Consider the following 25,781-nt stretch of genomic DNA (forward strand, 5'->3'; position numbering starts at 1 on the left):
CCATTATAACGAAACCGACAAGTGCGTGAAGAGCCATTTCAAAGCAATTTTCACCAGGACCTTAATCCTCTCTACACCATCCGACCTCATCCGACCTTAACCCCGTTCCTGTAGGGTACGGCCTCAAGGGAAATGGGGATTGGCCTGTCCATGTATGTCGAACGCGAAGCTTCGGTCGGAGAACCGACATCGCAGGAGCGCCGCACAGCCGACCAGCACGACAAGCGCATCCTGGGCAATGTCGTGCAATGCGACGGTGCGCGCGCCACCATCAGCGCCTATGCCGATGACGCCGACGGCGCGATCACCGGCCTGTGGACGGTCGGCAAGATGATCTCGATCAATCTTGGCACGACGCGAACCGTCGGCCTGGTCTACGCGATCGGCAAGTCGGATCTGGCCTGGAACAGTGACGGCAAGAACGCCATCGAGGTCAGCATCGAGCTGATCGGCGAAGTCCGTGACGGCGCCGAACCCGGGGCCAGGCCGATCTTCGACCGCGGCATCACCATCTATCCGCATATCGGCGCCGTCGCGCACCGCATCCGCACCCGCGACCTGCAGGCGGTCTATGACCTGGCCGGCCGCCATTCCATCACCATCGGCTCGCTGGCGCAGGACGAGGCGATCGCCGCCAACATCGCCATCGATGACACGCTGGCGCGCCACTTCGCCATTGTCGGCACGACCGGCGTCGGCAAGTCGACAGCGGTGTCGCTGCTGCTGCGCAAGTCGATCGCGGCGCGACCGGACCTGCGCATCCTGATCCTCGATCCGCACAACGAGTTCGCGGCTTCGCTGCCAGAATATTGCGTCAGGGTCGATTCCAAGACGCTCGACCTGCCGTTCTGGATGTTCACGCTGGAGGAATTCGCCGAAGTGCTGTTTCGCGGACGCGAAACGGTGCCGGAAGAGATCGATGCCCTTCGTGACCTCATTCCGCTCGCTAAGAATCTCTATCGCAACCCCGGTTCAGGCGCCTATCTCAGGCGCGGCAGCGATGCGCTGACCGCCGATACGCCGGTGCCCTACCGCATCGCCGACCTGCTCAAGCAGATCGACGAGCGCATGGGCATGCTCGAAAGCAAGACCGATCGTCCAACCCTCAAATCGCTGAAGACACGCATCGAATCGGCGGCGGCCGATCCGCGCTACCGCTTCATGTTCAATTCGCGCCTGATCGAGGACACCATCCACGAAACGATCGGCAACATCTTCCGCGTGCCGCATCATGGCCGTCCGGTGACCTGCTTCGAGATGGCCGGCATGCCGTCGGAAGTGGTCAATTCCGTCTGCTCGGTGCTGGCGCGTCTGGCCTTCGACCTTGCTCTGTGGAGCGAAGGCAAGCTGCAGCTGTTGTTCCTATGCGAGGAAGCACACCGCTACATGCCCGCCGATGCGCGTCTCGGCTTCGCGCCGACCCGGCACGCGCTGTCGCGCATCGCCAAGGAAGGCCGCAAATATGGCTGCTATCTCGGCGTCGTCACCCAGCGCCCCGGCGAGCTGGACCCGACCATTCTCTCGCAGTGCTCGACCTTCTTCGCCATGCGGCTCGCCAACGAGCAGGACCAGGCGATCATCCGCTCGGCGATCGCCGACTCTTCGGCCTCCACGCTCGCGTTCCTGTCCTCCATGGGCCAGCGCGAAGCGATCGCCTTCGGCGAAGGCGTGGCGACGACCATGCGGCTGAAATTCGAAAGACTGCCCGCTCACCTGCTTCCAGGCACGGCCAAGCGCGAGGAAGACGTGACGTCCAAGGCCGGCGAGGTCGACCTGGTGGCGATCGTGGAGCGGCTGCGTAACGTGCCGAAACCGCAGAGCCAGGCGATGGCTTTCGCCGAGGTGGTCGATTCCGGCCGGCAGGCGGGCGACCCCGACTACCGCAAAGCGCCGGCGGCGGCGCGCGTGCAGTCGGACGAAGATTTCGACACACGCTACGGCCTCAAACCCGCCACCTTCGGCCTGCGCCCGCAGAACGATTGAGCTGAGCGTCACGCCTCCATGAATAGTCCCGAGAATCCGTGCAAGCGGCCTATCCCGTCTTCGTCGGAAAGCTTGGGCGAAGCCCGTCAGGGAGTTGGTCAGGCTGAGCCGATTGGTGTTTTGGTCCGTGAGCACCGGCCTTCGCCGGCCGCAGCCTTAAAGCGCAACGTCTCATAAGTGCTTCGGCCGGCGAAGGCCGGAAGCGCAGAAGCCGGCATCAAGCGGCCAGCATCACGAATTCAGTGATGGGATCTTAGGCGCAGACGCGGTTGCGGCCTTGCCTTTTGGCTTCGTAGAGCTGGCGGTCGGCGCGGCGATAGAATTCCTCCGCCGTTTCCTTGCGATCCCAGACGGCAAGCCCGACGCTGGTGGTGATCTTGAGCCGGACATTGTTGCCGGAGAGGATCGACATGTTGGCGATCGCCTTGCGGATGCGCTCAGCGAATTTGGCCAGAAGGGCCGCCTCCATGTTGGGCGTGACCACGGCGAACTCCTCACCACCCAGGCGCGCCACCACATCGTGGAAACGTGTCATGTCCTTGAGGCATCTGGCGACAGCCTTGAGCACCTCGTCGCCGACATCGTGGCCGTGCGTGTCGTTGACCTGCTTGAAATGGTCGAGATCGAGGATCATCAGCCCGACCGGTTTTTCGATGCGCCGGAACTCCTCGAGATATTCCTTCAGCGCGTCGTCGAAATAGCGCCGGTTCTGCATGCCGGTCAGGCCGTCGGTCAGGGCGGCATGCTCGAGCGTTTCGGAGCGGGCGCTGAGCGACACCGTCATGGCGCGCAACTTGCCCTCTTCGGTCGCCTGCTTGCGGATCAGCGGATAGATGAAGAAGATGCCGAAAAACAGCGCGGTGGCGAGCAGTACACCGGTCGCGAACAGGAGTTTGTTGAGGTAGATGACCTTGTCGAGGCCGGAGGCCGTATGGAGTTCCGTGGCAAAGGATTGCAGTTGCCCATAGGCGTGCAGGGTCACCAGGCCAGCAGCCAGGATCACGAAGATAAAGACGAAAAAAGCGGATTCCGCTTTGTGGAAACGCATCTGCTCCCCGATGGAAAAATACCCCATGACCTTATCGCAGGGACCGACTTACGGAGCGTTAATTCCGACAACTTCGGCGAGAACCCTTCCCTCAGGGGCAACTTTTTAAGTTGCATTAGCAACAAGTGTTTGGATCGTGGTTTCGAGAGCGTCACCGGGGCGAAGTCTCTGCCATTCCGGCCCCAGCTGATGGCGAAACCAGGTGGCCTGCCGCTTGGCATATTGCCTTGTCGCGATCTTGGCGCGCTCGATCGCCTCGGGAAAGCTCGACTGCCCTGAGATCGCGGCCTGGAGCTCGCGGACCCCGATCGCCTTCATCGCCGGCAGGTCTGGATCCAGACGAAGGGCCGCAAGCTGCTTGACTTCCTCCAGCGCGCCCTTGTCCAGCATCTGGTCGAAACGCCTTTCGATGCGGTCAACCAATGCTGCCCGATCCGGCTCGACGACCAGGAAATGCGCGCTCGGCCTGTCGATGAGCGGCAGGCCGCGCTCTGCCTGCCAGTCCAGGATCGACCGGCCGGAGGCGTCGAGCACCTCAAGTGCCCGCACGATGCGCTGGCTGTCGGTTGGCTTCAACTGCATGGCGACGCTCGAATCCTCGCGCAGCAGCAACGCATGCAGCTTGACCGCGCCTTGCTCCTTCAGTTCGTAGCGCCAGCGGTCGCGTATCCGTTGCGGAATATCAGGCATTTCCGAAATGCCTTCCGCCAGCGCACGAAAGTACAGGCCGGTGCCACCGACAAAGATTGGCCGCCGCGAGAGCGTCCCGTCATCAATGACTTTCATGACGTCGCGCAGCCAGGCGCCAGTCGAGTAGGCGGTGCCGGGATGGACATGCCCATAGAGACAATGCGGCGCTCGTGCGAGCTCGGCCGCCTGCGGCCGGGCCGTCAGCACGTCGAGAACCGCATAGCCCTGCATGGAATCAGTGTTGACGATGACGCCGCCTGTGCGTTCGGCCAGTTCAAGCGCCAGCGCCGACTTGCCGCTGGCGGTCGGCCCGGCTATCAGGATCGCGTTCTTCACGCGGCCTTCGCCCGCATCCGTGCCGGAATTCTCGATGCCGCTCATTGCCACGCTTGTTTCCCGTCCCGCCGATCGCGCTCTGTCGCCATCGCTTGCGAATATGGCCTCACGGTCGGTGGGCGCAAGCGCTGTCGTATGGCTGGCCGAAGGCATTGCCTGTGACATTGCCCTGCCGCCAGCGGCGCAGGCTGATGAAACGACCGCGAGCCTTCGTACCGCACTGGCCGCTGAGCCCGTCGACGTGATCGTCCAGCAGGCTGAAACACGCCGCAAGAAAATCCTTCTCGCCGACATGGATTCGACCATGATCGACCAGGAGTGCATCGACGAGCTGGCCGACGAGATCGGCGTCAAGGATCATGTCGCGGCGATCACCGCACGGTCGATGAACGGCGAGATCGCCTTCGAGCCGGCGCTGCGCGAGCGTGTGGCACTGCTCAAGGGGCTCGAAGCCGCCGTCGTCGACCATATCGTCGCCAATCGGCTGACCTTGGCCTCGGGCGGCCGCTCGCTGGTCCAGACCATGCGCGCCAACGGCGCCTGGACGGCGCTCGTCTCGGGCGGTTTCGAGGTTTTCACCACGCGCATCGCTGCGATGCTTGGCTTTCAGGAAGACCGCGCCAACCGCCTTCTCGACCAGGACGGACGCTTCACCGGGCTGGTCGGCGAGCCGATCCTCGGCCGCGCCGCCAAGGCCGAGGCGCTGCTCGAAATCTGTGCACGTCTTGGCCTGACGCCGGCCGATGCCATCGCCGTCGGCGACGGCGCCAACGATCTCGACATGATCCGCCTGGCCGGAACCGGTGTCGCGCTGCATGCCAAGCCCACCGTCGCGGCGCAGGCAAAAGTCCGGATCGACCATGCCGACCTCACCGCATTGCTCTATCTGCAGGGCTACCGGCAGGAAGAATTCGTCCAATGAAGCCAATCCGCACCGAACGCCTGATCCTGCGCAATTGGGAGGATCGCGACCGCGAATTGTTCCATCGCATCAATTCCGATGATCGCGTGATGGAGTTCTTCCCGTTTCGCCGCGACCGTGCCGCCGCTGACGCCAAGATGGATGAGTTCCGCGCCTGGGTCGATGAGGACGGCTACGGCTTCGCCGCGGCCGAGATTGCCGCGACCGGCGAATGCATCGGTTTCGTCGGCCTCCTCGCGACCGATGATGTGCCATCGCTGCCGGCCGACACAATCGAGATCGGCTGGCGGTTGGCTCCCGAATTCTGGGGCAAGGGCTATGTCACCGAGGCCTCGGAGGCATGGCTGGCCTACGGCTTCGAGACACTGGCCGTCGACGAGATCGTTTCCTTCGCCGTGGCGGAAAACCACCGCTCGACCGCCGTTATGAAACGCCTCGGCATGACCGCCGACCCATCGAGCGATTTCGACCACCCCAGCATTCCGGACAGCCATCCCGCGCTCAAGCGGCATGTGCTCTACCGGCTGTCGCGCGAGGACTGGCAGGCAAGAAAAAGGGCGGCTCTCTAACCGCCCTTCCATCAAAATCAGATTTCTGCCGGCGTACTGGATCAATCCATCCGGATCGTAACGAAGCGCAACTCACCGGTCTTCGACGCCAGCATCAAGAGCGCGTTCTTGCGGCCCTGCTCCTTCAGCGCGCCGATCCGGTCCATGACGTCCTTGGGCGTGGCGACCGACTCCTGCGCGATCTCGGTGATCACCTCGCCAGGCTGGATACCGCGTTCCGCGGCGGCGGAGTCCTTGGCCACGTCGGTGATGACGACGCCGGAGACATCGCCGGCGATGCTGAACTTCTTGCGCGTCTCGTCGTTGAGTTCACCGACCGTCATGCCAAGCACCGAGGCGGTCGAGACGGCCGGAGCCTTGTCAGCGCCCTTGTCCTGGTCGGTATTGCCATTCTCGCCGCTGGCCAGCTTCTCGCCATCCTCGAGCCGGCCGAGCGTCACCTTCACCGTCTGCTCGACACCCTTGCGCACGATCAACACGTCGACGGCCTTGCCCACCGGGCTTTCGGCGACGACGCGCGGCAGGTCGCGCATTTCATGGATGTCCTTGCCGTCGAACTTGATGATGACGTCGCCGGCCTGGATGGTGCCGTTGTCGACTGGTCCGCCCTTGATGACGCCGGCCACCAGCGCGCCCTTGGCGGTCGCCATGCCGAGGCTTTCCGCGATGTCGTCCGTCACCGGCTGGATGCGCACGCCGAGCCAGCCGCGCCGCGTCTCGCCATATTGGCGCAACTGCTCGACGACGCCAGAGGCGAGCTGCGAGGGAATGGAGAAGCCGATGCCGATCGAACCGCCGGACGGCGAAATGATCGCCGTGTTCATGCCGATGACCTCACCGGCGCTGTTGAACAGCGGTCCGCCCGAATTGCCGCGGTTGATCGCGGCGTCGGTCTGGATGAAGTCGTCATAGGGGCCTGAATTGATGTCGCGGTTGCGCGCCGAGACGATGCCGACCGTGACCGTGCCGCCGAGGCCGAACGGATTGCCGACCGCCATCACCCAGTCGCCGACGCGCATCTTGGTGGAATCGCCGAATTTCACCGCTGTCAGCTTGTGACCTTTCGGATCGACCTTCAGCACCGCGACGTCGGTCTTGGTGTCGGTGCCGACCAGCGTCGCTTTCAAGGTCACGCCATCGGAGAAATTGACCTCGATGTCGTCGGCATCGGCGATCACGTGGTTGTTGGTGACGACGATGCCTTGTTCGGCGTCGATGACGAAACCCGAACCGAGCGACTGCACCTTCTGCGAGCCGCCATCCTTTTCGCCACCGCGGTTCTTGAAGAAATCGTCGAAGAAATCCTGGAACGGCGAGCCTTCGGGCAGTTGCGGCATCGGCACCGCGCCCGGCCCTTCCGTGCCCTTCACCGTTTGTGATGTCGAGATATTGACCACCGCGCCAAGCACGCCTTGCGCCAGGTCGGCGACCGAGGCCGGTCCGTCGGCGGCGAATGTCGGGGCCACGAAGGACGGAACGGCGACGGCGCCCAGGACCAGCGCTGCCGCGCCGGCGACCAATGTCCGTCGAGCGGCGTCCAAAAGGGTGTTGGATGTCATCGAGAAGCCTCCCGGCATTTCTAAAAGAGAAAAGCGCTTCGACGAAAACGCCGTGTCGCGCCATGATGGCAAGAAATACGGCACGTTTGCGGCTATGACTATCGGTGGAGTGTAAATCGAGCGTTATTCCGCAAACCGCCGCCTCTACACGCCCCGCACCAGCCAGACGACGCCAACACCAATGGCGATCGCCGCCAGCCCGCCGATCCGCAACGCATTCTCCGGCATCGACAGCACTTCGCCCGCGAGCTTCTTCGCAAGGCGGGGAAAGCCGCCATAGACCAGGCCCTCTATGACGAGGACCAGGCCTATCGCCGCGAAGAAATCCTGCACCGGCCGTTACTGGCCGGTGCTGGGTTGTGTCGTCGGCGCGGCAGGTGCCGCAGCCGGCGCCGTCGGTTTCGCCGGTCCTTCCTTGCCGTCGGGATCGCGGAAGTAGCGGAAGAACTCCGAACTCGGCGACAGCACCATGGTCGTCCCGGTGTTGTCCAGCGCGGTGCCATAGGCATTCATCGACCGGTAGAAGTCGAAGAAGGCGGGATCGCGCTTGTAGGCATCGGCGAAGGTGGCGCTGCGCTGCGCCTCGCCCTCACCGCGCAGGATCTCGGACTCCTTCTGCGCTTCGGCAACGATCTCGACCACTTCACGATCGGCGCGCGCCGTGATGCGCTGTGCCGCTTCGTTGCCGCGTGCCCGCAGCCGCGCGGCCTCCGCCAGGCGTTCCGCCTTCATGCGGTCGTAGGTCTGCTGTGAAACTTCGGCCGTCAGGTCGGTGCGGCGGATGCGAACATCCTCGATCTGCAAGCCGAGCGACGTGGCGTCGGGCCTGAGCTGATCGCGCACTTCGCGCATCATCACGGCACGCTCTTCGGAAAGCGCGGCCTCGAAATCGCGCAGACCGTAGACGCGGCGCAGGGCAGCGTCGAGACGCGTCCTGAGCCGCGCTTCGGCCAGTTCAATCTGACCGGACACGGCGGCCCGGAAGACGCGCGGATCCGAGATGCGATAGGCGATGAAGGCATCGACCTCATAGAATTTGCCGCCCGAGACCTGGACGCGGATGTTGTCGAGGTCGAAGCGCAGCACCCTGTTTTCGATCAGTTGCACCGTATCGGCGTCGAAGAACGAGAACGGCGCCTTGAAGTAGATACCGGGCTCGCTCTTGACGTCGACGATCTCACCGAAGCGGAGCACCAGCGCCTGCTGGCGCGCATTGACCACGAAGACCGAGGAATAGATCAGGAACAGGACGACCGCCGCCACGGCGACGAAGATGGGAACACGGTTGGCCATCACTTGGTACCTCCCGTGTTCGCGGCGGGCGCGGCCGGTGCTGGCGGTTTCGGCTGCAATGCGGGCAGCGGCAGATAAGGCAAGACACCCTGTCCGTTGTTCTGCTCGACGATGACCTTGCTCGAGTCCTTCAGAACCCTCTCCATGGTTTCCAGATAAAGGCGTTTGCGCGTGACATCGGGGGCTTTGGCATATTCGTCGTAGACCGAGATGAAGCGCTGCGCCTCACCTTCGGCTTCCTGCACCACACGGTTTTTGTAGGCGGCCGCGTCTTCGCGGACCTGGGCCGCCTCGCCGCGTGCCTGGCCGAGCTTCTGGTTGGAATACTGATTGGCCTGCTCGACGAACTTGTCCTCGTCCTGCTCGGCGCGCTGCACCTCGTCGAACGCATCTGCCACCTCGCGTGGCGGTGCCGCATCCTCGATGGAGACGGCGTTGACGTTGAGACCGGCCTTGTAGCCGTCCAGCGTCGTCTGGATGATCTCGCGCACCGAGGCCGCGATGCCCTGGCGATCGTCGCGGAAAATGTCCTGCGCCGGCCGGCGGCCGACGGCTTCGCGCATGGCGCTCTCGGCAACCTGCCGCAGCATGCCGTCCGGGTCGGAGACGTCGAACAGGTAAGCGCGGGGATCGGAGACCTGGTAGGCCACCGAAAACTGCACATTGACGATATTCTGGTCGCCCGAGAGCATCAGCCCGTTGCCGCTGGTATTGCCGCCGCCAATGTCGACAAGCTGCTCTGAAATCTTCGCCGTCTCGACGGTCTCGAGGGGCCACCAGTGGAAATGCAGGCCTGGCTGGGAAAGCTCGGCCTTCGGCTTGCCGAAGCGCAGTTCGACCGCGACCTCGTCGGGCTGCACGGTGTAGACCGCCTGGAAGGCCCACAGAACAACCAGCACCGCGGCGATCAGGCCGAACACCGCCGGACTGGCGCCACCGCCGCCGGGCAGCGCGCGCCGCAGCCGATCCTGGCCACGGCGAATGATGTCCTCGAGGTCGGGAGGCGACCCCTGCGGGCCGCTTGGCCCCTTCGGTCCCTGCCCCCAGGGTCCCTGATTGTTACCGCCGCCACCCCACGGGCCGCCGCCTCCGCCACCTTTGTCGTTCCAGGGCATGAATGTCCTTTCGCTTGGAATTCCCTCAAGCGCCGCGGTTACGGCGCAAATCCAGTGTCGTTCTTCTATAGGGACGCCACGGCGCGCTTTCAACGCGATGCGCCGCCGACTTCATCCGTTTTGGGCCGGTAGCGACCCTTTGTCGTCCTTTATCTTCAAACTGTCTCGCGGCGGCGCTCATAAACCGTATAGCGCGTCGCATGGCTGTCCTTTTCTCCTGACGCAATCTCCCGCGAACTGACCACTTGCCATGCATCAGGGTCGATCGGCGGGAAATGCGCGTCGCCATCGACGGCGGCCAGCACATGGGTCACGTGCAGGCGCTCGGCCAGCGGCAGCGCCTGGGCATAGATTTCGCCGCCGCCGATGATGCAGACCTCGTCGACGCCTGTCATGCGGCGTCCGCGCACGGTCGCCAGCTGGATCGCGGCTTCGAGCGTATGCGCCACCTCGACGCCCTCGGCACGCCAGGCCTTGTCGCGGGTGACGACGATGTTCAGCCTGCCCGGCAGCGGCCGGCCGATGCCTTCATAGGTCTTGCGCCCCATGATGATGGGCTTGCCCATCGTGTCGGCCTTGAACCGCTTGAGGTCGGTGGAGAGCCGCCAGGGCAACCCGCCGTCCCGCCCGATCACGCCGTTCTCGGCAATGGCGACATAGATCGCGACATGCATCAGTTTGCGTCCCCGCCATTGCTGTCCGACGGGACGAGCAGGAGGATGTCGATGTCGTGCTCGGGATAGAAATCGTTCGCCTTCATCTCGAAACGCGTAGGCCCGACCTTTTTGACGTTGTCGCCGCAGAACGAGACCAGGGCTTTCGGGTTGCCCTTGTCGATGGTCAGCTTGAACTTGCCGATGGTGCCCGCCGCCCAGTTGCCGCCGGTGGTCAGGATATAGGCGATGCGGCTTTCGTAGAATTTGGGATAGCCGTCCGGATTGTCCTTCGCCGCCTTGCGCACCGCATTCTCGAATGTGTCGTCCATGCAGTAGCGGCTCTTGTAGGCCGCGTATGAGTTCTGGAACTGGCCTTCATTGAAGAAACTGACCGAGGATGTGCCGCCCACGCTGGGCTTGTAGCGGTGCGAGACGTGAACGTCCTTGTTGGCCGGAAAGGCCGCGCGCCACCAATAGGTCGAGCGCAATTGCCAGAACGGCGAATAGACCGGTTTTTGGCCACTGTCGGCTGTGGAATCCCCGATGATGATGCCGCGGTCGACCCAGTCGTCAGCCACCCCTTGCGGCAGCTTCGCCAGCGCCGCGTTGGCCGCGTCGCCGAACGGGTTGAAGGGCACGTTTTGCGCCTTGAGGTCGGCGCCGATGTCGATGCCGAGCGCGAGCACCTTCTGCTCGAGTTGGGGCTTGGCCGCGACGCCGTCGATCGTCACCTCGAAGCCGAGGAAATTATCGCTCTGGTTTTCCGGGATCGCCGGCATCTCTTCGGGATCGCCCGAAATGTCGGGCATCGGGAAGGCGACTATCGCCTCGACATCCTTGTCGGTGTTGTTGTGGAAGACGTAGTCCACCGTCACCTTTTCGGGCGAGATGAAAAGATCCTCGCTTTGCATCGCCACGGCATCGCTGCGCGACAGGATCAGGCCGCCGGTGCCAAGCTCGGCAACCGAATCATTGGCCATTGCAGGCGCGACCGAAAGCGCCAACGCTAAAGCCAGAACAGATCGCAACATCGAAGCCCCCTCGGCTGGAATGCCTGGATGACCCTAGCCGTTTCGATGCGGCGTTTCAAAGCCCTTCCGCTTGCTGGGCGTGCGTGACCGGTCTGGACACGCGGGCGGTCTGGACACGCAGGCGGTCTGGACACGCACGCGGTCTGGACTAACAGGTTCCGATGGGGCAGGAGTTCGCGCCATGCGCAAGCTTCTCGTCATCGGCATCGGCGCCGGCAATCCCGACCACATGACTGTCCAGGCCATAGCAGGGCTGAACAGGGCGGACGTCCTGTTTATTCCCGACAAGGGCACCGACAAGACCGATCTTGCCAACCTGCGGCGCGGCATCTGCGACCGCTTCGTCACCAACCCGGCCTCACGCCGGGTCGAGTTCGACGTGCCGGTGCGCGCCGAACCAACCTCTTCCTATCGCTCGACCGTCGACGACTGGCATGAAGCCATCGCCGCCATCTACGAGGGACTGATCCGCGACGAGATCTCCGGGGGTGGCTGCGGCGCCTTCCTGATCTGGGGCGATCCTTCGCTCTACGACAGCGCTCTGCGCATCCTCGAGCGCGTGCGCCTGAGGGGCAATGTTGCATTCGACCTGGAAGTCATTCCCGGCATAACGGCCGTCCAGGCGCTGGCAGCCAGCCACAAAACGGCGCTGAACCGCATCGGCGATCCCGTGCTGATCACCACCGGCCGCCGCCTGACCGAGGAAGGCATGCCGGACAATGCCGGCAGCGCCGTCGTCATGCTCGACGGCAAATGCGCCTTCAACACGCTGGCCGACCAGGACCTTTTCATCCAATGGGGCGCCTATCTCGGCACGCCCGACGAGATCATCATCTCCGGCCGCCTTGGCGATGTCGGCGCCGAGATCGAAAAGCGCCGCGACGAAGCCCGTCGGAAGAAAGGCTGGATCATGGATACGTATTTGCTGCGAAAGCCGGAGTAGTGGAATAGTGAGTAGCCAGTAGTCAGTAGTCAGTAGTCAGTGGGGACTAGGCTGTACTCACTACTCACTACTCACTACTCACTACTCACTACTCACTACTCACTACTCACTACTCACTACTCACTACTCCCCTATCCCGCCTCAATCTCCGACTGCAACGCGTCCATATGCGTTGCCGCGGCCGCACTCGCCGCGCGCTCGATGGCGCGAAAACGGCTGACCACGGCCAGGCCGACGGTCGTCAGTTGCGCGCCGCCGCCCTTGCGGCCGCCGGTCTGCGCCGCCACCAGCGGCTTGCCGAACACCCGGTTCATGTCCTCGACCAGGTCCCAGGCGTGCTTGTAGGACATCGCCATGCCGCGCGCGGCGGCCGAGATCGAACCGAAGGTGGCGATGTGCTCCAGAAGCTCGATCTTGCCAGGACCGATCCGTCCGTCCGGATCGAGATTTATCCGCAAGCTCAGCGACGGCATTTTTGCTCCTCCGCGACCGCTTCAGCTTCCGCGACCGTTATTCCAAAACAATATAGCGCCGATCGCCGCCGCTGTCAGCCATCGACGTCGAGCGGCAGACCGGCGCCGGTATTTCCCCGATCGAAGCTCACGGTCTTGACCACCGCGAAAACCTTGCCGCCGAGCCGCAGCTTCAGCGCCTGCCGCGACTGTTCCGTGATGCGGGCGAGCACCGTTGCCCCATTGCAGTCGATGCCGATTTCGACCGTCGGCCCCTCGCCGGGACTGATCGCGACGATCGTGCCGGGCAGGATGTTGAGGGCACTGAGGCCCGTCGGTTCCTCCGCGGCGATCATCACGTCGCGAGCGCGAATGCGGATACGCACGGGAGCCCCGGCCTTCATCCCAAGACGCGGCACGCGGATCTCGCCGGCGGCCGAGCCGAGCACGGTCATCCCAAAAGCCTCCTCGTGACGCAGCACCTTCGTGTCCAGCACGGCGCCGCCCTCGCCGCGCTCTTCCACCGGCAACAGGTCGAGCCTTTGCATGACAGCGTCGGTCGGGCCGCTAGCCGTGACCTTGCCCCGCGCCAGCATCACGACGTCGCTCGCCAGCCGCGCCACCTCGGCGACCGAATGACTGACATAGACGATCGGGATCTTCGTTTCGTCGCGCAGCCGCTCGATATAGGGCAGGATCTCGGCCTTGCGCGCTTCGTCGAGCGAAGCCAGCGGCTCGTCCATGAGCAGCAGTCTGGGGCTGGCCAGCAGCGCCCTGCCGATCGCCACGCGCTGCTTCTCGCCGCCCGAGAGTTTTGCCGGTCGTCGCCCAAGCAGCGGGCCGATGCCCAGCAATTCTACAACGGCGTCCATGTCCGCATAGCGTTCCGCCGCCGGCGTGAACCAGCGGCCGTAGCGCAGATTGCTCATCACGCTCATATGCGGAAACAGGCGCGCATCCTGGAACACCATGCCGATGCGGCGTTTGTGCCTTGGCACGAAAATGCCGGCACCAGTGTCGACCAGCACGCGGCCATCGATCTCGATGCGCCCCTTGTCCGGCCGGATCAGCCCGGCAATCATGTTGATCAGCGTCGTCTTGCCGGAACCGGACGGCCCGAACAGCGCTGTCAGCCGTCCGGCGCTCTCGAAGCGGGCATCGATGGCGAAATCGCCAAGCCGGTGGCCGATGTCGACAAGGACGCTCATTCGATGTCCATCCGCCGCCCGACCCGCCGCGCCAGCACTTCCGATGCGACCAATGCCGCCATCGAGATGATGATCGAAATCAGCGTCAGCCGCAGCGCCCCTTCGTCGCCGCCCGGCACCTGGGTAAAAGTGTAGATCGCCGACGGCAGCGTCTGAGTCTCGCCAGGAATGTTGGAGACGAAAGTGATCGTCGCGCCGAACTCGCCCATCGCCTTGGCGAAGGACAGGATGGCGCCGGCGATCAGCCCGGGCAGGATCAGCGGCAGCGTGATGGTGCCGAACACCCACAGCGGGTTGGCGCCGAGCGTTCCCGCCGCCGCCTCCATCTTGCGATCCACCGCCTCGATCGACAGCCGGATCGCCCGCACCATCAGGGGAAAGCCCATGACACCGCAGGCAAGGGCGGCACCCGTCCAGCGAAACGAGAAGACGATGCCGAATTGTTCGGCGAGGAAGGCCCCGGCCGGGCCGCGTTTGCCGAACGTCAAAAGCAAGAGATAGCCGGTCACCACGGGCGGCAGGATCAGCGGCAGGTGCACCACCCCGTTGAGCAGCGTCTTGCCCCAGAATTGCCCCCGGGCAAGCAGCAGCGCGATCGCTATGCCCGGCGGCAGGCTGGCGAGCATCGCCACCGTCGCCACCTTGATGGACAGCCGGACCGCATTCCATTCGTCGGGAGTGAGGTCCAGCAGCCAGCTCATAGTGCGGTATCGGGCCTTTTCGAACTCAGTTGCTCGCCGACTCAGTTGCTGGGCGTGAGCGCGGTAAAACCCTGTTCCCTAAAGAGCGCGCCGGCCTTGGCGGACTGCAGGCACTTCAGGAAGGCCGGCGTATCCTTGTCCTTCGAATCGGCGGTCTGGGCAACCGGATAGATGATCGGCGGATATGAATCCACGGGGAAGGTGCCGACCACCTTGACGCCCTTTTCGGCGTGCGCGTCGGTGGCATAGACGATGCCGAGGGCGGCCTCACCTGTTGAAACCAGCTTCAGCGCCGCACGGACATTCTCGGCCTGCGCCACCTTGCCCTCGACCGAGGACCAGACGCCGAGCGATTCAAGCGCCGCCTTGCCGTATTTGCCGGCCGGCACGGCCTTGAAATCGCCCATGGCAAGCTTGCCGTCGCCGACGAGCTTGGCGAGGTCAAAGCCTTTCTCGATCTTGGTTTCGACCGTCGAATCCTTCGGCGCCACCAGCACGATCTCGTTGCCCAGCAGCTTCACTTCCGTGTCGGGCTTGGTCAGCTTCCTGTCGGAGAGATATTTCATCCAGTCGAGATCGGCGGAGATGAAGACGTCGGCCGGCGCCCCACCCTCGATCTGCTTGGCCAATGCCGAACTCGCGGCATAGGAAACGGTCGCGGCCTCGCCGACATCGGCTTCGCAGGCCTTGTTCACCGCATCGAGCGCATCCTTGAGACTGGCCGCCGCGAACACCACGACCTTGTCTTCCGCGTGCGCTGCCGGCATTGCCGCCATCAATGTCGCCGCAAAGCCGCCAATGGCGATCATCCTCAACCCGAAACCTTTGCGTGTCATCGAAAACTCTCCCTGGGTTCAAACTCCGGTTGGCTCGAAGCCTGTAGACCGATATATCCGCATGGATATAACAAGGGAAGGCCCGGCCGGCTGAAACTCGATCCGGCGCTGCATGATTGTTCTGATAAAACCGCCGCCGCGAAAGGAACTGCAATGAAGATCAGCGCCCGCAACGTGCTCGAGGGAACGATCACCGAAATCGTCAAGGGAGCCACCACCTCGCATGTCCGCATCGACATTGGCGGCGGCATCATCGTCACCGCCTCGATCACCAATGAAGCTGTCGCCGACCTCAAGCTCGAAAAGGGCAAGCAGGCCTACGACGTGGTCAAGGCCTCGGACGTGATGGTCGGCATCGACTGAAAAGCCGCGGCTCAGACCGCGATGGGCGCCTTGATCGACGCGTCGGCGACATAGTTTTCCAGCCGGAAATCCTCGAAGCGGAAGGCGAAAAGGTCCTTCACCTCAGGATTGATCCACATCGTCGGCAGGGTCCTTGGCGTGCGCCGCAACTGTTCGCGCGCCTGCTCGAAATGGTTCGAGTAGAGATGCGCGTCGCCAAGCGTGTGCACGAAATCGCCCGGCTTCAGCCCTGTCACCTGCGCCACCATCAACGTCAGCAGCGCGTAGGACGCGATGTTGAACGGCACGCCGAGGAAGATGTCGGCGGAGCGCTGGTAGAGCTGGCAGGAAAGCCGGCCCTCGGACACGTAGAACTGGAAAAGGCAGTGGCAAGGCGGCAGCGCCATGGCTTCCACCTCGGCGGGATTCCAGGCCGAGACGATCAGCCGCCGCGATTGAGGATTGCGGCGGATCTCCTTGAGAAGATTGGCGATCTGGTCGATCGAGCCGCCATGGCCGTCTGGCCAGGATCGCCACTGCCTGCCGTAGACCGGGCCGAGATCGCCATTCTCGTCGGCCCATTCATCCCAGATCGAAACGCCGTGGTCGGTCAGGTACTTGATGTTGGTGTCGCCGGCCAGGAACCACAGGAGTTCATGGATGATCGACTTCAGATGCAGCTTCTTGGTGGTGGTGACCGGAAAGCCGCGAGCCAGATCGAAGCGCATCTGGTAGCCGAAGACGGAGCGCGTGCCGGTGCCGGTGCGGTCGCCGCGATCGGCGCCGTTGTCCAGCACGTGCTGCAGGAGGTCGAGATACTGGCGCATCGGTTCCGGGCTCGATTCGGGAATTCGTCGATCATAGCGCATATAGGCGCCGACGCCACGCTTGTCTGAGATCATCCCCATTCAGCAGGGAACGAAGCCTGCCCAGAATCCTCCCCGGCGAACCGGAAGCGCGGAAATCGCCAGCCGGCCGCCAGAATGAGTAACCAAAGGTCTCAAAGAGAGCCGAGCTTGCCCAGGTCCTTGGCCACCAGATAGTAGAAGGTCACGCGGTTCTTGGTGTTGTCGGCGTGCATCGCCTTGCAGGTCTTCTCGATTGCGGCGTCGGCTTTCGCCCCGTCGCTGACGCCGAGCTTCTTGGCCACCCAGCTCTCCTTGACCCGCGCCAACTCCTTCGGATCCGTGCAGGACACCAGCGAGGAATCGCGGTTCCTCAGCGCAATGCCCAGGTGCTTGACGATTTTTTCGACCGCATCGGCGCTTGCCGCGGCGTCATATTTCTTCACATCCGCAAGATAATCGGCCATCAGAATTCCCCTCGTCGGCGCCACGGATCCGATCGATGAGGGCTGTGGCGCGCTTCGCAACTTGTGCGCTAGGTCGGTAACTCCTCACCGCCCGCAAAGCTTCGGTTGAGACCGCGCCCAAGTCAACCCTTGGCGTCGCGATTTGACACAGGGACAAAGCACCATTGCGGCCTTTCATTTCCGCGCAAGCCCCCCTATATTCGTTTTGTCGGCTTGACCGACTATGGCGATAAATGGGCGATGAAATAAGCCGTTCGGACCCGGGGGCGGTACCCGGCGCCTCCACCAAAAGCCGCTGTTGAGGACAGAGCGGTTTTTGCTGGGGGCGAAATAGGATCGACGAAGGTGTAAAGATCGTACTTTTGCCCGGCATTGTACCACCGTCATCGGGCTAAACTTATAGTTGCCAACGACAACTATGCGGAAGCACGTCTCGCTGCTTAATGCAGTGCGATAGCTTCAAATCAAGCCCTAGGGGTTCGCACTTCTAGGCGGGGTTCGGAGGTACCTGGCAACAGAAACCTCCACTTCTCCCCCTTTCATTTTGCGTGACGCACAACGGTTCCTGCCGTCAAGACTTCGCACGTCCACGGCTGCGAAGCCGCTGCGTTGCGTGCCCTTTCTCCATGGACAAAATGCAAAACAATTCCGATCGATTCTTCGTGCTGACCGGCGGCTCCGGCTCCGGCAAGACCACCTTGATCGAAGCCTTGCGGCAGGCGGGCTTTGCGACATCCGCCGAGGCCGGGCGCGGCATCATCCGCGACCAATCCGCCATTGGTGGAACCGCCCTGCCCTGGAGCGATCGCGCATTGTTCGCCGAACTGATGCTGTCGTGGGAAATGCGCTCGTACCGTGCGGTCCGCGAGCTGGCCGGTCCGGTCTTCTTCGATCGCGGCGTGCCGGACACGATCGGCTATCTCAGGCTCTGCGGCCTCCCGGTGCCGGATCACCTCACCAATGCCGCCACGAAATTCCGCTATGCGCGTCGCGTCTTCATCGCCCCGCCTTGGCCGGAGATCTTCACCCAGGACGAAGAACGCAAGCAAACGCTGGACGAGGCCGAGCGCACTTGCCAGTCCGTGGCCGGCGTCTATGCCGAACTCGGCTACGAATTGGTGACCTTGCCGCCTGCGCCAGTCGAAGAGCGTGTACGCTTCCTCCTCGACGCTGCTGGATTGCCGCTGATATCGCGGACATAAAGAGGTCGGACGGGTCCGGCCTTTCCTGTGCGTTGTTGGACCAGGCGATACCTTGTAAACTGAAACCACACCCCCTGGAGATCGGAAACATGGCGCTCAAGCGGATGGACAATGTAGGAATCGTCGTCGAAGACCTCGGAGTGACGATCGATTTCTTTCGCGAACTCGGCCTCGAGCTCGAAGGGCGGGCCACGGTCGAAGGAGAATGGGCCGGACGTGTCACCGGACTGGGCGACCAGCATGTCGAGATTGCCATGATGCGCACGCCGGACGGCCACAGCCGGCTGGAGCTCTCCCGCTTCCTCGCGCCGCCTGTCGTCGCGGATCACCGGACCGCCCCGGTCAACGCCCTGGGCTACCTCCGCGTCATGTTCACCGTGGACGACATCGACGACACGCTTGAAAGGCTCCGCACGCGCGGAGCGCAACTCGTAGGCGAAGTGGTCGAGTACAAGGACGTGTATCGGCTCTGCTACATCCGTGGGCCTGAAGGGCTTCTCATCGGCCTCGCCCAGGAACTCAGCTGAGCGTCAGCAGCCAGAGCGCGGTCGTCAACCCGGGGCAAACGCCGGCTTCGACACAAAGAGGCCGGGATCGACCCGGCCTCTCCTGGTTCATTGAGGATTTCCTATTCCGCCGGCGCTTCGACCGCTTCGCGCGAACGGCCAAGAGTGACCTTCGCCAGTGCGAACGAGATCACCGCGCAGAGCGTGATGCCAGCGACCATCGGCAGCGGCGTGCCGTCGAAGAACACACCGGCGACGCCCATGGCGAGCGCGCCGATGGCGAAGTGCAGCGTGCCCATCAGCGCCGACGCCGTGCCGGCGATCTCGCCATGCTCTTCCATGGCCAGCACCGATGTGGTCGGGATGACCAAGCCGAGGAAGCCGTAGCCGACGAACAGCAGGGCCGCCATCACGTCAAGCCGATCGACGCCAGTCGCCATGATCGCGAATAGCACAACCATCGTCGTCGCGTAGCCGGTCACCGCCACCCACACCACGCGCTTCAGTCCGAACCGTTCGGAAAGCAGGCCCGTCAACTGCGACATGCCGATGAAGGCAACCGCGTTGATCGAGAAGAAGACGCTGTAGACCGAAGGCGACAGCCCGTAATGGTCGATCAGGATGAAGGACGAACTCGACAGATAGACGAAGAAGCTCGCAATGCCGAAGCCGGCGATCGCCACCAGGCCGAGGAAATTACGGTCGCCCATCAGGAAGCGGTAGCCGGCAAGGGCGGTACCGAAGGAGGACCCGACGCGTTCTTCCGCCGGCCGTGTCTCCTTGAGCGAGGTCGCGAGCAGGATGGTGGCAAGCACCGCCGCGCCGGTCACGGTCCAGAACACGGCGCGCCAGCCGAAATTCTCGATGATCTGGCTGCCGGTCAGCGGCGCCAGGATCGGTGACACCGAAAACACCAGCATCAGCAGCGACATCAGCTTGGCGGCCTCATTGCCGGTGTGCAGGTCGCGCACGATGGCGCGCGGAATGGCCATTCCGGCACTGGCGCCAAGCCCCTGCAGGAAGCGGAAGGCGATCAGCCACTCGATGGTCGGCGCCATTGCCGAGCCGATGCCGCCGGCCATGAACAGCGCCAAGCCGCCATAGAGCGGCAGCTTGCGGCCGACCATGTCGGAGATCGGCCCGACGACGATCTGGCCGAAGCCCATCGACAGGAAGAAGATCAAAAGGCTCATCTGCACGGCGGCGGTGCCAGCATGCAGATCGGTGCCGATCGACGGCAAAGCGGGCAGATACATGTCGATGGCGAACGGGCCGATGGCGGACAACAGGCCGAGCACGACCGCGATGCGGAGGAATTTGGGGCTCATGATATTGGCTTCTTTCGAATCTGGTTGCCGCCGCCGGCGACGTCTGACCCTAGGACGTTCCATCCCGTGGGTTTCCTACTCCTGGAGCAAATTTATTCGTCTCCGGAGCGAAATCCCCTTATATCGTGTCCACAAATTTAGACAGTCTTGTCTAAATCGTCAATCACCTCTATATAGATTTTCATGAGACTGGGCGTTTCTCCTGACACTTTCCCGCCACGCGGCCACGAGGCCAAGCGCCTGTCGATCGTCGACGCCGCTGCCGGCGTGTTCTGCCGCGAAGGCTTCTCCGGCGCCAATATCGACCTGATCGCGGTTGAGGCCGGGGTGTCGCGCCAGACGGTCTACAACCACCATGGCGACAAGGAAAAACTGTTCATCGCGGTGGTGCGCGACCTGACCGAGCGCTGCAACGCCGGCATTTTCGCCACCATCGCCACCTTCCCCGATCAGCCTGGGGATCTCGAGGCCGACCTGATCGGTTTTGCCGTGCGCCTGAACCAGAACTGCATCTGCAACCGGGACGGAAAATTCCTGCGCAAGCTGATCCAGACCGAGGGCGAGCGCTATCCCGAGCTCTTTGCCGAATGGCGCCAACAGGGACCCGGCAGGACGTGGCCGGCGATCGCCGCCCGCTTCGCCCGCCTCGCCTATGGCGGCTATCTCACGATCGACGATCCCGACGTCGCGGCGCGCCAGTTCCTCGGCCTCGTCAATGCCGAATTGCAGACCACCTTCATGCTTGGCGGCACGCCAGGCGAGGACGAGGTGGTGCAATCGGCGACATCAGGCGTGCGCACCTTCCTGCGCGCTTTCGGCAAGCGCCCTTCCCCGACCAGCCTCAAAAGACACGCTGCGCTGGCTAACGCATAACATTTGGCGTTGCCGCCAAGCCGCCTTGCCGATCAAATCGTTTGCAATAGTCCTCGCTTCGGCGCGGCGGCGGTCTATATCAGGTTTACGCCGCGCCCAAGCTTGATTACAGCTATGCGGACGATTCAACGGAACCCGACCACCTCATGGCCGACGACCATATCCGCTACGACATTCTGGCCCAGGAGGCGTTGCGCGGCGTCATGCGCAAGGTCCTGGCAGAGGTCGCGCGCACCGGCCTCCCCGGCAACCATCATTTCTTCATCACCTTCCTGACCGGCGCGCCGGGCGTGCGCGTCTCGTCGCGGCTGCGCGAGCGCTATCCCGAGCAGATGACCATCGTCATCCAGTTCCAGTATTGGGACCTGAAGGTGACCGACACCGGTTTCGAGGTCGGTCTCTCCTTCTCCGACGTGCCGGAGAAACTGGAAATCCCGTTCTCGGCCGTGCGCGGCTTCTACGACCCCTCGGTCAATTTCGAGCTCGAATTCGACGTCAAGGCCGATGCGCAGCCCGACGAGGAACCGGCAGCACCGGTGCCCGAGCCGCTGACCATCGTCTCCGAGAAGAAGCCGAAGGCCGAGAAGAAGGCCGCCGCCGAAGCGGAGAAGAAGGCAACCGCCGCGGATGCCGGCGCCAAGGGCGCCGAAGTGGTCTCGCTCGACGCCTTCCGCAAGAAGTAGGCTCGCGGTCCGTGGCCGACATCGTCAATCTCCGCCAGGCTCGCAAGCAGAAGGCGCGGGACGACAAGGCACAAACCGCTAGCCGGAATCGCGCCTTGCACGGTCGCACCAAGGCCGAAAAGGAACGCGACCGCCTGATCGCCGACAAGAGCGAAAGGTTTGTCGCGGGCCATCATCGCGAAAAGCCCGCCCAGCCTGACGATCGATGAGCGCCGTCGAAAAACGCTCGGTGACCATTCGCGGCCATCGCACCAGCTATTCCCTCGAAAAGCCCTTCTATGACGATCTCGTCGCCATCGCGGCGACCAGGAAGCTGACGCTCGCCGCCCTTGTCGCCGAAATCGACGAGACCCGGCCCCGTGACACCAACCTGTCCTCGGCGCTCAGGCTGCATGTCCTGGAGTGGGCGAAGCGCGCGACGAGCGCCTGAACTTACGCACCCTCAACCGGGTCCGCCTTTTTCCCGCGTCCGAAGCCGAGCAAGGTGGAGCGCTCACGTTCCTCGGCCTGCTTGCGCGAGCGCACGCGCATCAGATCCTTCCAGCCGACATAGCCGACCAACCTTCCATCCTCACGCGCCACGACCGGCAGATGCGAGACATTGGCGGTCAGCAGCTTGTCCGACAAGCCTTCCAGATATTCGTCGGGATGGGCCAGCGTCACCTTGCTTCCGGCCAGCAGCTCGCCGAGCGTCGTTGTCCGGTGCTTGCCGGCACGGCGCCAGCGCAGGATCGCCGGCGGATCGATGAGGCCGAGCACCTGCCTGTTTTCATCGACCACGGGAAAACTCGGATGCCGGGTTTCCGGCGCGGTCAGGAAGGCGGCCGCACCATGCAGCGTCATCGTCGCCGGCACGCTCTCGACCTGCGCCGTCATCACCTCGCGCACCCTGGTCAGCGCGAAGGGGTCGACGCGATATTCGCGAACCAGATGGTGCCCCCGCCTGGCGATCTTCTCGGTCAGGATCGAACGCTTCATCAGCAGCACGGTGACCGCGTGCGCCGCGGCACAAGCCGCGATCAGCGGCACCAGCACATGCGTGTTGCCGGTCAGCTCGACGGCGAAGAAAGTGGCTGTCAGCGGCGCGCGCATCGTGCCGCCCATGGTGGCGGCCATCGCCAGCAGTGCCCAGAAGCCCGGGTCCGCCGCCGGCAGGATGCCGGCAAGCACCGCCCCCATCGCGCCACCCATGATCAACAGCGGCGCCAGCACGCCGCCCGAAGTTCCCGAGCCGAGCGCAACCGACCAAATGATGGCCTTGACCACCAGCAGCAGCAGCGCCGCGGTGGCGATCGTGCGGCCGTCCAGCATGCCGGCAATGTTGTCATAGCCGACGCCGAGCGCTCGTGGGTCGATCAAGCCGCCTATGCCGACCACCAGACCGCCGAGCATCGGCCACCACATCCAGTGGATCGGCAGCTTCTGGAAGCCGTCCTCGCAGGCATAGACCATCTGCGTCAGCAGCCCGGATAACAGGCCGGCGCAGATGCCGACCAGCACCCAGCCGCCAAGGCCGACGAAGGAAACCGCCATGTTGCCCGCGAACGGAAAGATCGGCCCTGGCATGTGCAGCATGGTGCGCTCCACCTCGGCCACGATGGCCGCCACCGCGACGGGGATGAAGCTGCGTGGCGTCCATTCGAACAGCAACAATTCGACCGCCAGCATGATGGCTGCGATCGGCGTGCCGAACACGGTGGTCATGCCGGCCGCCGCTCCCGCCACCAGCAATGTCTTGCGCTCGTTGTCCGAGACCGGCAGCATCTGCGCGATCAACGAGCCGATGGCGCCGCCGGTCATGATGATCGGACCCTCGGCGCCGAACGGCCCGCCCGAGCCGATCGAGATCGCCGACGACAGCGGCTTCAGGATCGCCACCTTGGCGTCGAGCTTGGAGCGCCCAAGCAGGATCGCCTCGATGGCCTCGGGAATGCCGTGGCCGCGGATCTTCTCGCTGCCGTAGCGCGCCATCAGGCCGATGATCAGCGCGCCGATGACCGGAACGATGACGGCGGCAAGCCCGAGCGGCGTATCCTGCAGCTTCAGCTCGGCAAGCGAGAACTGGCCGAAATAGGCGATGTTGGTGGCGAGCCGGATCAGCTTCAGAAGCGCGATGCCGGCAAACAGCCCGGCGGTCGCCACCACCACCGCTATCGCGGCGACGAGCAGCACTCGGGCATCCGTGGTGAAATCCCGGAGATGATCGGGATTGGAGTTATGGGTCTTCATGGTGGCTTTGCTTCCTGCCGGCGGCCGTGTCTGGGTTCTGCGGCACGGTCGAAGTGGCCAGCCGGTTGTCGGCCGGGTATGTATCGTAACACGATATATCTGTTCAAGCGGCTTTCGCTCGAAATTTCGTTTGAGCTTTCACCGGAAAACGAAGACATCTCCGATATGACGCAGCCCAAGACACCACGCCCCGCCATCAGGCAGTCGGACTACCAGCGGCTGTCCGAGTTCCGCTACCTCATCCGCCGCTTCCTCGAATTCAGCCAGGTGCAGGCCGAGGACGCCGGCCTGACACCGCGCCAGCACCAGGCGCTGCTGGCGATCAAGGGATATCCCGGCGGCGGGCCGGTGACGGTCGGCGACCTGGCGGAACGCTTGCGCATCCGCCACCACAGCGCCGTCGAACTGGTCAACCGCCTCGGCGAGGCAGGACTGGTCGCACGCGACCAGGACAAGGATGACCACCGCCGCGTCCTGCTGCGGCTGACCGAGCGGGCCGACGATTGCCTGGCCGAACTGTCGGCCGCGCATCTCGACGAGCTCTCGCGCATCGAACCCATGCTGCGGCGCCTGCTCGACCGGAGCCAGGACTGACGTCCAGCATCCGTGCGGGCCGATAACGAACTATTTTTTCCGGAATCCGAATCCTCTGGGCTGGCCGCGGCGTCTTGGACACGCGACAGCCAAGGGAGCCGATGCGATGAAACGCCATTTGATACGCTACAAGACGAAGCCGGACCGGGCCGACGAGAACGAGCGCCTGGTCAAGGCAGTGTTCGAGGAACTGCGCGGCAAATCGCCGGAAGGCGTTCGCTACATGACCTGGCGCTCCGCCGATGGCACTTTCGTCCATCTCGTCGAGACCGAAACCGACGGGCATGCCGACCTCATCACAGGGCTTGCCGCCTTCCAGGCTTTTCAGAGTGGCATCAGGGATCGCTGCGTCGACCCTCCGCATCGTGACGTGATGACAGTGGTGGGCCATTATCGGATGCTGGACGAGTAGCCTGAATAGAACCATGTCAAGAACGGCCGGTGCATGAACAATCCAGGCGAGATCCCAGAGCCTTTCGACCGCTTGTTCGGCGAATTGCGCCCCAAACTGCATCGCTACTGCGCCCGGATGACCGGCTCGGTCGTCGATGGCGAGGACGTCGTGCAGGAGGCGCTGGCCAAGGCATTCGAGGCCTTGGCCGGCACCGTCCCGATCGCCAATCCCGAAGGCTGGCTGTTTCGCATCGCCCACAATGCGGCGCTCGACTTTTTGCGCCGCCGCGCCCGTGAGAAGACTTTCTCCGAGGAGGAGCCGGACATGATCGCCGACCCGGCAAATTCCATCGCCGACCGGCAGGCCGCGGCAGCCGGATTGCACAGTTTCATGCGCCTTCCCGTCGCGCAGCGAAGCAGCGTCATCATGATGGATGTGCTGGGCTATTCGCTGCGGGAAATCAGCAACATGCTCGACGTCAGTGTCCCCGCGATCAAGGCAGCGCTGCATCGTGGCCGTGGCCGGTTGCGTGAGCTCGCCGACGAACAGGACGATCGTCCTGTTCCCAGGCTGAGTGCATCGGAGCGCCTGTTGCTCGACGCCTATGTCGATCGCTTCAACGCCCGCGATTTCGATGCCGTGCGAGACATGCTGGCCGACGAAGTGCGGCTGGAACTGGTGGCCAGGGCAAGGCTCAACGGCCGCAAGGAGGTGGCCACCTATTTCGGCAATTATTCCCGGGTGCGGGACTGGCATTTCCAGTCCGGTTTTGTCGAGGACCGTCCGGCAATCCTCGTGCGCGATCCCAACGACCCTGCGGCAGCACCTGCATACTTCATCCTGCTGGGTTGGCAGGGCGGCAAGCTTGCCGCCATCCGCGATTTCCGCCACGCCAGATACGTGGCCGACGGCGCCGAAGCATTCGTTCTTGAGACGATTGCCTGGCGGGCGAGCAACCGGAAAGCCTAGCCCTGCT

30 protein-coding genes and 1 other RNA gene are annotated in these 25,781 nt (G+C 63.6%); 15 read left to right on the forward strand and 16 right to left on the reverse strand.

Annotated elements, in window-relative coordinates:
• Window positions 1–150 precede the first annotated feature (150 nt).
• Window positions 151–1,983, forward strand: a complete 1,833-nt coding sequence (locus FJ527_RS06045) for an ATP-binding protein (RefSeq protein ID WP_140822185.1) — start codon at window positions 151–153, stop codon at window positions 1,981–1,983.
• Window positions 1,984–2,236: 253 nt separating this feature from the next.
• Here the strand turns inward: FJ527_RS06045 and FJ527_RS06050 are convergent, their stop codons facing one another.
• Window positions 2,237–3,031, reverse strand: coding sequence for a GGDEF domain-containing protein (locus tag FJ527_RS06050; RefSeq protein ID WP_041163809.1), 795 nt, complete (start codon window positions 3,029–3,031; stop codon window positions 2,237–2,239).
• A gap of 105 nt (window positions 3,032–3,136) precedes the next feature.
• A complete protein-coding gene (gene miaA / locus FJ527_RS06055) occupies window positions 3,137–4,102 on the reverse strand; it encodes a tRNA (adenosine(37)-N6)-dimethylallyltransferase MiaA (RefSeq protein WP_140822187.1) in 966 nt (321 codons plus the stop codon).
• Between miaA and serB the strand changes: the two genes are divergently transcribed.
• Together serB and FJ527_RS06065 are read left to right on the forward strand one after the other, a co-directional pair.
• Window positions 4,092–4,979: a phosphoserine phosphatase SerB gene (gene serB / locus FJ527_RS06060; RefSeq protein WP_140822189.1), complete on the forward strand. Its 888-nt coding sequence runs from the start codon at window positions 4,092–4,094 to the stop codon at window positions 4,977–4,979. The genes miaA and serB overlap by 11 nt on opposite strands.
• The gene (locus FJ527_RS06065) at window positions 4,976–5,548 is read left to right on the forward strand and encodes a GNAT family N-acetyltransferase (protein ID WP_140714668.1); all 573 of its coding nucleotides are present in this window, start codon (window positions 4,976–4,978) and stop codon (window positions 5,546–5,548) included. The genes serB and FJ527_RS06065 overlap by 4 nt, the downstream gene beginning before the upstream one ends.
• 41 nt (window positions 5,549–5,589) lie before the next feature.
• On the opposite strand, the gene FJ527_RS06070 is transcribed toward FJ527_RS06065, so the two are convergent.
• The 6 genes from FJ527_RS06070 to FJ527_RS06095 form a co-directional block, all read right to left on the reverse strand.
• The gene (locus FJ527_RS06070; protein WP_140615723.1) at window positions 5,590–7,107 is read right to left on the reverse strand and encodes a DegQ family serine endoprotease; all 1,518 of its coding nucleotides are present in this window, start codon (window positions 7,105–7,107) and stop codon (window positions 5,590–5,592) included.
• 144 nt (window positions 7,108–7,251) lie between these two features.
• A complete protein-coding gene (locus tag FJ527_RS06075) occupies window positions 7,252–7,440 on the reverse strand; it encodes a DUF2065 domain-containing protein (RefSeq protein ID WP_015317277.1) in 189 nt (62 codons plus the stop codon).
• A 6-nt stretch (window positions 7,441–7,446) separates the two neighbouring features.
• Entirely contained in the window at window positions 7,447–8,400 is a 954-nt protein-coding gene (locus tag FJ527_RS06080) for a protease modulator HflC (protein ID WP_140822191.1), read from the reverse strand.
• Window positions 8,400–9,515 carry an FtsH protease activity modulator HflK gene (hflK, locus tag FJ527_RS06085; protein WP_015317275.1) on the reverse strand — a complete coding sequence of 372 codons (1,116 nt, stop codon included), beginning with the start codon at window positions 9,513–9,515 and terminating at the stop codon, window positions 8,400–8,402. Before hflK ends, FJ527_RS06080 begins: the two co-directional genes overlap by 1 nt.
• A 155-nt stretch (window positions 9,516–9,670) precedes the next feature.
• A complete protein-coding gene (locus FJ527_RS06090) occupies window positions 9,671–10,189 on the reverse strand; it encodes a dihydrofolate reductase (protein WP_140822193.1) in 519 nt (172 codons plus the stop codon).
• On the reverse strand, window positions 10,189–11,202 hold the full coding sequence (locus tag FJ527_RS06095; RefSeq protein WP_140822194.1) for a DUF4424 domain-containing protein: 1,014 nt from the start codon (window positions 11,200–11,202) through the stop codon (window positions 10,189–10,191). The genes FJ527_RS06090 and FJ527_RS06095 overlap by 1 nt, the downstream gene beginning before the upstream one ends.
• Window positions 11,203–11,383: 181 nt before the next feature.
• Between FJ527_RS06095 and cobF the strand changes: the two genes are divergently transcribed.
• Entirely contained in the window at window positions 11,384–12,145 is a 762-nt protein-coding gene (cobF, locus tag FJ527_RS06100; protein WP_140660950.1) for a precorrin-6A synthase (deacetylating), read from the forward strand.
• 131 nt (window positions 12,146–12,276) lie between these two features.
• On the opposite strand, the gene FJ527_RS06105 is transcribed toward cobF, so the two are convergent.
• The 4 genes from FJ527_RS06105 to modA form a co-directional block, all read right to left on the reverse strand.
• Window positions 12,277–12,618 (reverse strand): winged helix-turn-helix domain-containing protein, encoded by a 342-nt coding sequence (locus FJ527_RS06105; RefSeq protein WP_140615713.1) that lies wholly within the window; start codon window positions 12,616–12,618, stop codon window positions 12,277–12,279.
• Window positions 12,619–12,692: 74 nt separating this feature from the next.
• The gene (modC, locus tag FJ527_RS06110) at window positions 12,693–13,805 is read right to left on the reverse strand and encodes a molybdenum ABC transporter ATP-binding protein (RefSeq protein ID WP_140822196.1); all 1,113 of its coding nucleotides are present in this window, start codon (window positions 13,803–13,805) and stop codon (window positions 12,693–12,695) included.
• Window positions 13,802–14,506: a molybdate ABC transporter permease subunit gene (gene modB, locus FJ527_RS06115; RefSeq protein WP_140714654.1), complete on the reverse strand. Its 705-nt coding sequence runs from the start codon at window positions 14,504–14,506 to the stop codon at window positions 13,802–13,804. Before modB ends, modC begins: the two co-directional genes overlap by 4 nt.
• Before the next feature lie 41 nt (window positions 14,507–14,547).
• The gene (gene modA / locus FJ527_RS06120; RefSeq protein WP_140822198.1) at window positions 14,548–15,342 is read right to left on the reverse strand and encodes a molybdate ABC transporter substrate-binding protein; all 795 of its coding nucleotides are present in this window, start codon (window positions 15,340–15,342) and stop codon (window positions 14,548–14,550) included.
• A gap of 153 nt (window positions 15,343–15,495) precedes the next feature.
• Here modA and FJ527_RS06125 point away from each other — a divergent pair, with 153 nt between their 5' ends.
• A complete protein-coding gene (locus FJ527_RS06125) occupies window positions 15,496–15,705 on the forward strand; it encodes a molybdopterin-binding protein (protein ID WP_140615707.1) in 210 nt (69 codons plus the stop codon).
• Window positions 15,706–15,716: 11 nt separating this feature from the next.
• On the opposite strand, the gene FJ527_RS06130 is transcribed toward FJ527_RS06125, so the two are convergent.
• Together FJ527_RS06130 and FJ527_RS06135 are read right to left on the reverse strand one after the other, a co-directional pair.
• A complete protein-coding gene (locus FJ527_RS06130; RefSeq protein ID WP_023782671.1) occupies window positions 15,717–16,511 on the reverse strand; it encodes a thymidylate synthase in 795 nt (264 codons plus the stop codon).
• Window positions 16,512–16,684: 173 nt separating this feature from the next.
• Complete coding sequence (locus FJ527_RS06135; protein ID WP_015317265.1) at window positions 16,685–16,996, reverse strand: DUF2853 family protein; 312 nt, start codon at window positions 16,994–16,996, stop codon at window positions 16,685–16,687.
• 168 nt (window positions 16,997–17,164) lie between these two features.
• Between FJ527_RS06135 and ssrA the strand changes: the two genes are divergently transcribed.
• The 3 genes from ssrA to FJ527_RS06150 all read left to right on the forward strand — a co-directional run bounded on the left by ssrA (window position 17,165) and on the right by FJ527_RS06150 (window position 18,725).
• Window positions 17,165–17,525: a transfer-messenger RNA gene (ssrA, locus tag FJ527_RS06140) on the forward strand.
• Between the two features lie 106 nt (window positions 17,526–17,631).
• Window positions 17,632–18,198 carry an AAA family ATPase gene (locus FJ527_RS06145; RefSeq protein ID WP_140822200.1) on the forward strand — a complete coding sequence of 189 codons (567 nt, stop codon included), beginning with the start codon at window positions 17,632–17,634 and terminating at the stop codon, window positions 18,196–18,198.
• A gap of 89 nt (window positions 18,199–18,287) precedes the next feature.
• Window positions 18,288–18,725, forward strand: a complete 438-nt coding sequence (locus FJ527_RS06150) for a VOC family protein (protein WP_140822202.1) — start codon at window positions 18,288–18,290, stop codon at window positions 18,723–18,725.
• 101 nt (window positions 18,726–18,826) lie between these two features.
• Here FJ527_RS06150 and FJ527_RS06155 read toward each other — a convergent pair whose 3' ends face one another.
• Complete coding sequence (locus tag FJ527_RS06155) at window positions 18,827–20,032, reverse strand: multidrug effflux MFS transporter (RefSeq protein WP_015317263.1); 1,206 nt, start codon at window positions 20,030–20,032, stop codon at window positions 18,827–18,829.
• Between the two features lie 183 nt (window positions 20,033–20,215).
• Between FJ527_RS06155 and FJ527_RS06160 the strand changes: the two genes are divergently transcribed.
• From FJ527_RS06160 to FJ527_RS06175, 4 genes are all read left to right on the forward strand, one after another.
• Window positions 20,216–20,905, forward strand: coding sequence for a TetR/AcrR family transcriptional regulator (locus FJ527_RS06160; protein ID WP_140822204.1), 690 nt, complete (start codon window positions 20,216–20,218; stop codon window positions 20,903–20,905).
• A 146-nt stretch (window positions 20,906–21,051) separates the two neighbouring features.
• Window positions 21,052–21,588 (forward strand): SspB family protein, encoded by a 537-nt coding sequence (locus FJ527_RS06165; protein WP_140822206.1) that lies wholly within the window; start codon window positions 21,052–21,054, stop codon window positions 21,586–21,588.
• An 11-nt stretch (window positions 21,589–21,599) separates the two neighbouring features.
• Window positions 21,600–21,797 carry a DUF4169 family protein gene (locus tag FJ527_RS06170; protein ID WP_140822208.1) on the forward strand — a complete coding sequence of 66 codons (198 nt, stop codon included), beginning with the start codon at window positions 21,600–21,602 and terminating at the stop codon, window positions 21,795–21,797.
• Complete coding sequence (locus FJ527_RS06175; protein ID WP_015317259.1) at window positions 21,794–22,018, forward strand: ribbon-helix-helix domain-containing protein; 225 nt, start codon at window positions 21,794–21,796, stop codon at window positions 22,016–22,018. The genes FJ527_RS06170 and FJ527_RS06175 overlap by 4 nt, the downstream gene beginning before the upstream one ends.
• Before the next feature lie 2 nt (window positions 22,019–22,020).
• On the opposite strand, the gene FJ527_RS06180 is transcribed toward FJ527_RS06175, so the two are convergent.
• Window positions 22,021–23,817 (reverse strand): chloride channel protein, encoded by a 1,797-nt coding sequence (locus FJ527_RS06180; RefSeq protein ID WP_140822210.1) that lies wholly within the window; start codon window positions 23,815–23,817, stop codon window positions 22,021–22,023.
• Window positions 23,818–23,982: 165 nt separating this feature from the next.
• Between FJ527_RS06180 and FJ527_RS06185 the strand changes: the two genes are divergently transcribed.
• The 3 genes from FJ527_RS06185 (at window position 23,983) to FJ527_RS06195 (ending at window position 25,774) form a co-directional block, all read left to right on the forward strand.
• Window positions 23,983–24,411, forward strand: a complete 429-nt coding sequence (locus FJ527_RS06185) for a helix-turn-helix domain-containing protein (RefSeq protein ID WP_181166287.1) — start codon at window positions 23,983–23,985, stop codon at window positions 24,409–24,411.
• Between the two features lie 106 nt (window positions 24,412–24,517).
• On the forward strand, window positions 24,518–24,823 hold the full coding sequence (locus tag FJ527_RS06190) for a hypothetical protein (RefSeq protein WP_140714638.1): 306 nt from the start codon (window positions 24,518–24,520) through the stop codon (window positions 24,821–24,823).
• 33 nt (window positions 24,824–24,856) lie between these two features.
• The gene (locus FJ527_RS06195) at window positions 24,857–25,774 is read left to right on the forward strand and encodes a sigma-70 family RNA polymerase sigma factor (protein WP_140822212.1); all 918 of its coding nucleotides are present in this window, start codon (window positions 24,857–24,859) and stop codon (window positions 25,772–25,774) included.
• Window positions 25,775–25,781 lie beyond the last annotated feature (7 nt).

Origin of the sequence: Mesorhizobium sp. B2-4-18 (assembly GCF_006441385.1) — a bacterium.
GTDB classification, from domain to species: domain Bacteria; phylum Pseudomonadota; class Alphaproteobacteria; order Rhizobiales; family Rhizobiaceae; genus Mesorhizobium; species Mesorhizobium australicum.

What these genes read in the sequence shown, in the direction of transcription:
- FJ527_RS06090 (WP_140822193.1), bottom strand. Translation starts at nt 10,189, where the DNA reads ATGCATGTCGCGATCTATGTCGCCATTGCCGAGAACGGCGTGATCGGG.
- FJ527_RS06190 (WP_140714638.1), top strand. Translation starts at nt 24,518, where the DNA reads ATGAAACGCCATTTGATACGCTACAAGACGAAGCCGGACCGGGCCGAC.
- FJ527_RS06195 (WP_140822212.1), top strand. Translation starts at nt 24,857, where the DNA reads ATGAACAATCCAGGCGAGATCCCAGAGCCTTTCGACCGCTTGTTCGGC.
- FJ527_RS06065 (WP_140714668.1), top strand. Translation starts at nt 4,976, where the DNA reads ATGAAGCCAATCCGCACCGAACGCCTGATCCTGCGCAATTGGGAGGAT.
- modA (WP_140822198.1), bottom strand. Translation starts at nt 15,342, where the DNA reads ATGACACGCAAAGGTTTCGGGTTGAGGATGATCGCCATTGGCGGCTTT.
- FJ527_RS06080 (WP_140822191.1), bottom strand. Translation starts at nt 8,400, where the DNA reads ATGGCCAACCGTGTTCCCATCTTCGTCGCCGTGGCGGCGGTCGTCCTG.
- FJ527_RS06045 (WP_140822185.1), top strand. Translation starts at nt 151, where the DNA reads ATGTATGTCGAACGCGAAGCTTCGGTCGGAGAACCGACATCGCAGGAG.
- FJ527_RS06070 (WP_140615723.1), bottom strand. Translation starts at nt 7,107, where the DNA reads ATGACATCCAACACCCTTTTGGACGCCGCTCGACGGACATTGGTCGCC.
- FJ527_RS06150 (WP_140822202.1), top strand. Translation starts at nt 18,288, where the DNA reads ATGGCGCTCAAGCGGATGGACAATGTAGGAATCGTCGTCGAAGACCTC.
- FJ527_RS06130 (WP_023782671.1), bottom strand. Translation starts at nt 16,511, where the DNA reads ATGCGCCAGTATCTCGACCTCCTGCAGCACGTGCTGGACAACGGCGCC.
- serB (WP_140822189.1), top strand. Translation starts at nt 4,092, where the DNA reads ATGCCGCTCATTGCCACGCTTGTTTCCCGTCCCGCCGATCGCGCTCTG.
- modC (WP_140822196.1), bottom strand. Translation starts at nt 13,805, where the DNA reads ATGAGCGTCCTTGTCGACATCGGCCACCGGCTTGGCGATTTCGCCATC.
- FJ527_RS06160 (WP_140822204.1), top strand. Translation starts at nt 20,216, where the DNA reads ATGAGACTGGGCGTTTCTCCTGACACTTTCCCGCCACGCGGCCACGAG.
- FJ527_RS06165 (WP_140822206.1), top strand. Translation starts at nt 21,052, where the DNA reads ATGGCCGACGACCATATCCGCTACGACATTCTGGCCCAGGAGGCGTTG.
- FJ527_RS06155 (WP_015317263.1), bottom strand. Translation starts at nt 20,032, where the DNA reads ATGAGCCCCAAATTCCTCCGCATCGCGGTCGTGCTCGGCCTGTTGTCC.
- miaA (WP_140822187.1), bottom strand. Translation starts at nt 4,102, where the DNA reads ATGAGCGGCATCGAGAATTCCGGCACGGATGCGGGCGAAGGCCGCGTG.
- FJ527_RS06135 (WP_015317265.1), bottom strand. Translation starts at nt 16,996, where the DNA reads ATGGCCGATTATCTTGCGGATGTGAAGAAATATGACGCCGCGGCAAGC.
- modB (WP_140714654.1), bottom strand. Translation starts at nt 14,506, where the DNA reads ATGAGCTGGCTGCTGGACCTCACTCCCGACGAATGGAATGCGGTCCGG.
- cobF (WP_140660950.1), top strand. Translation starts at nt 11,384, where the DNA reads ATGCGCAAGCTTCTCGTCATCGGCATCGGCGCCGGCAATCCCGACCAC.
- FJ527_RS06180 (WP_140822210.1), bottom strand. Translation starts at nt 23,817, where the DNA reads ATGAAGACCCATAACTCCAATCCCGATCATCTCCGGGATTTCACCACG.
- FJ527_RS06050 (WP_041163809.1), bottom strand. Translation starts at nt 3,031, where the DNA reads ATGCGTTTCCACAAAGCGGAATCCGCTTTTTTCGTCTTTATCTTCGTG.
- hflK (WP_015317275.1), bottom strand. Translation starts at nt 9,515, where the DNA reads ATGCCCTGGAACGACAAAGGTGGCGGAGGCGGCGGCCCGTGGGGTGGC.
- FJ527_RS06105 (WP_140615713.1), bottom strand. Translation starts at nt 12,618, where the DNA reads ATGCCGTCGCTGAGCTTGCGGATAAATCTCGATCCGGACGGACGGATC.
- FJ527_RS06095 (WP_140822194.1), bottom strand. Translation starts at nt 11,202, where the DNA reads ATGTTGCGATCTGTTCTGGCTTTAGCGTTGGCGCTTTCGGTCGCGCCT.
- FJ527_RS06145 (WP_140822200.1), top strand. Translation starts at nt 17,632, where the DNA reads ATGCAAAACAATTCCGATCGATTCTTCGTGCTGACCGGCGGCTCCGGC.
- FJ527_RS06125 (WP_140615707.1), top strand. Translation starts at nt 15,496, where the DNA reads ATGAAGATCAGCGCCCGCAACGTGCTCGAGGGAACGATCACCGAAATC.
- FJ527_RS06185 (WP_181166287.1), top strand. Translation starts at nt 23,983, where the DNA reads ATGACGCAGCCCAAGACACCACGCCCCGCCATCAGGCAGTCGGACTAC.
- FJ527_RS06175 (WP_015317259.1), top strand. Translation starts at nt 21,794, where the DNA reads ATGAGCGCCGTCGAAAAACGCTCGGTGACCATTCGCGGCCATCGCACC.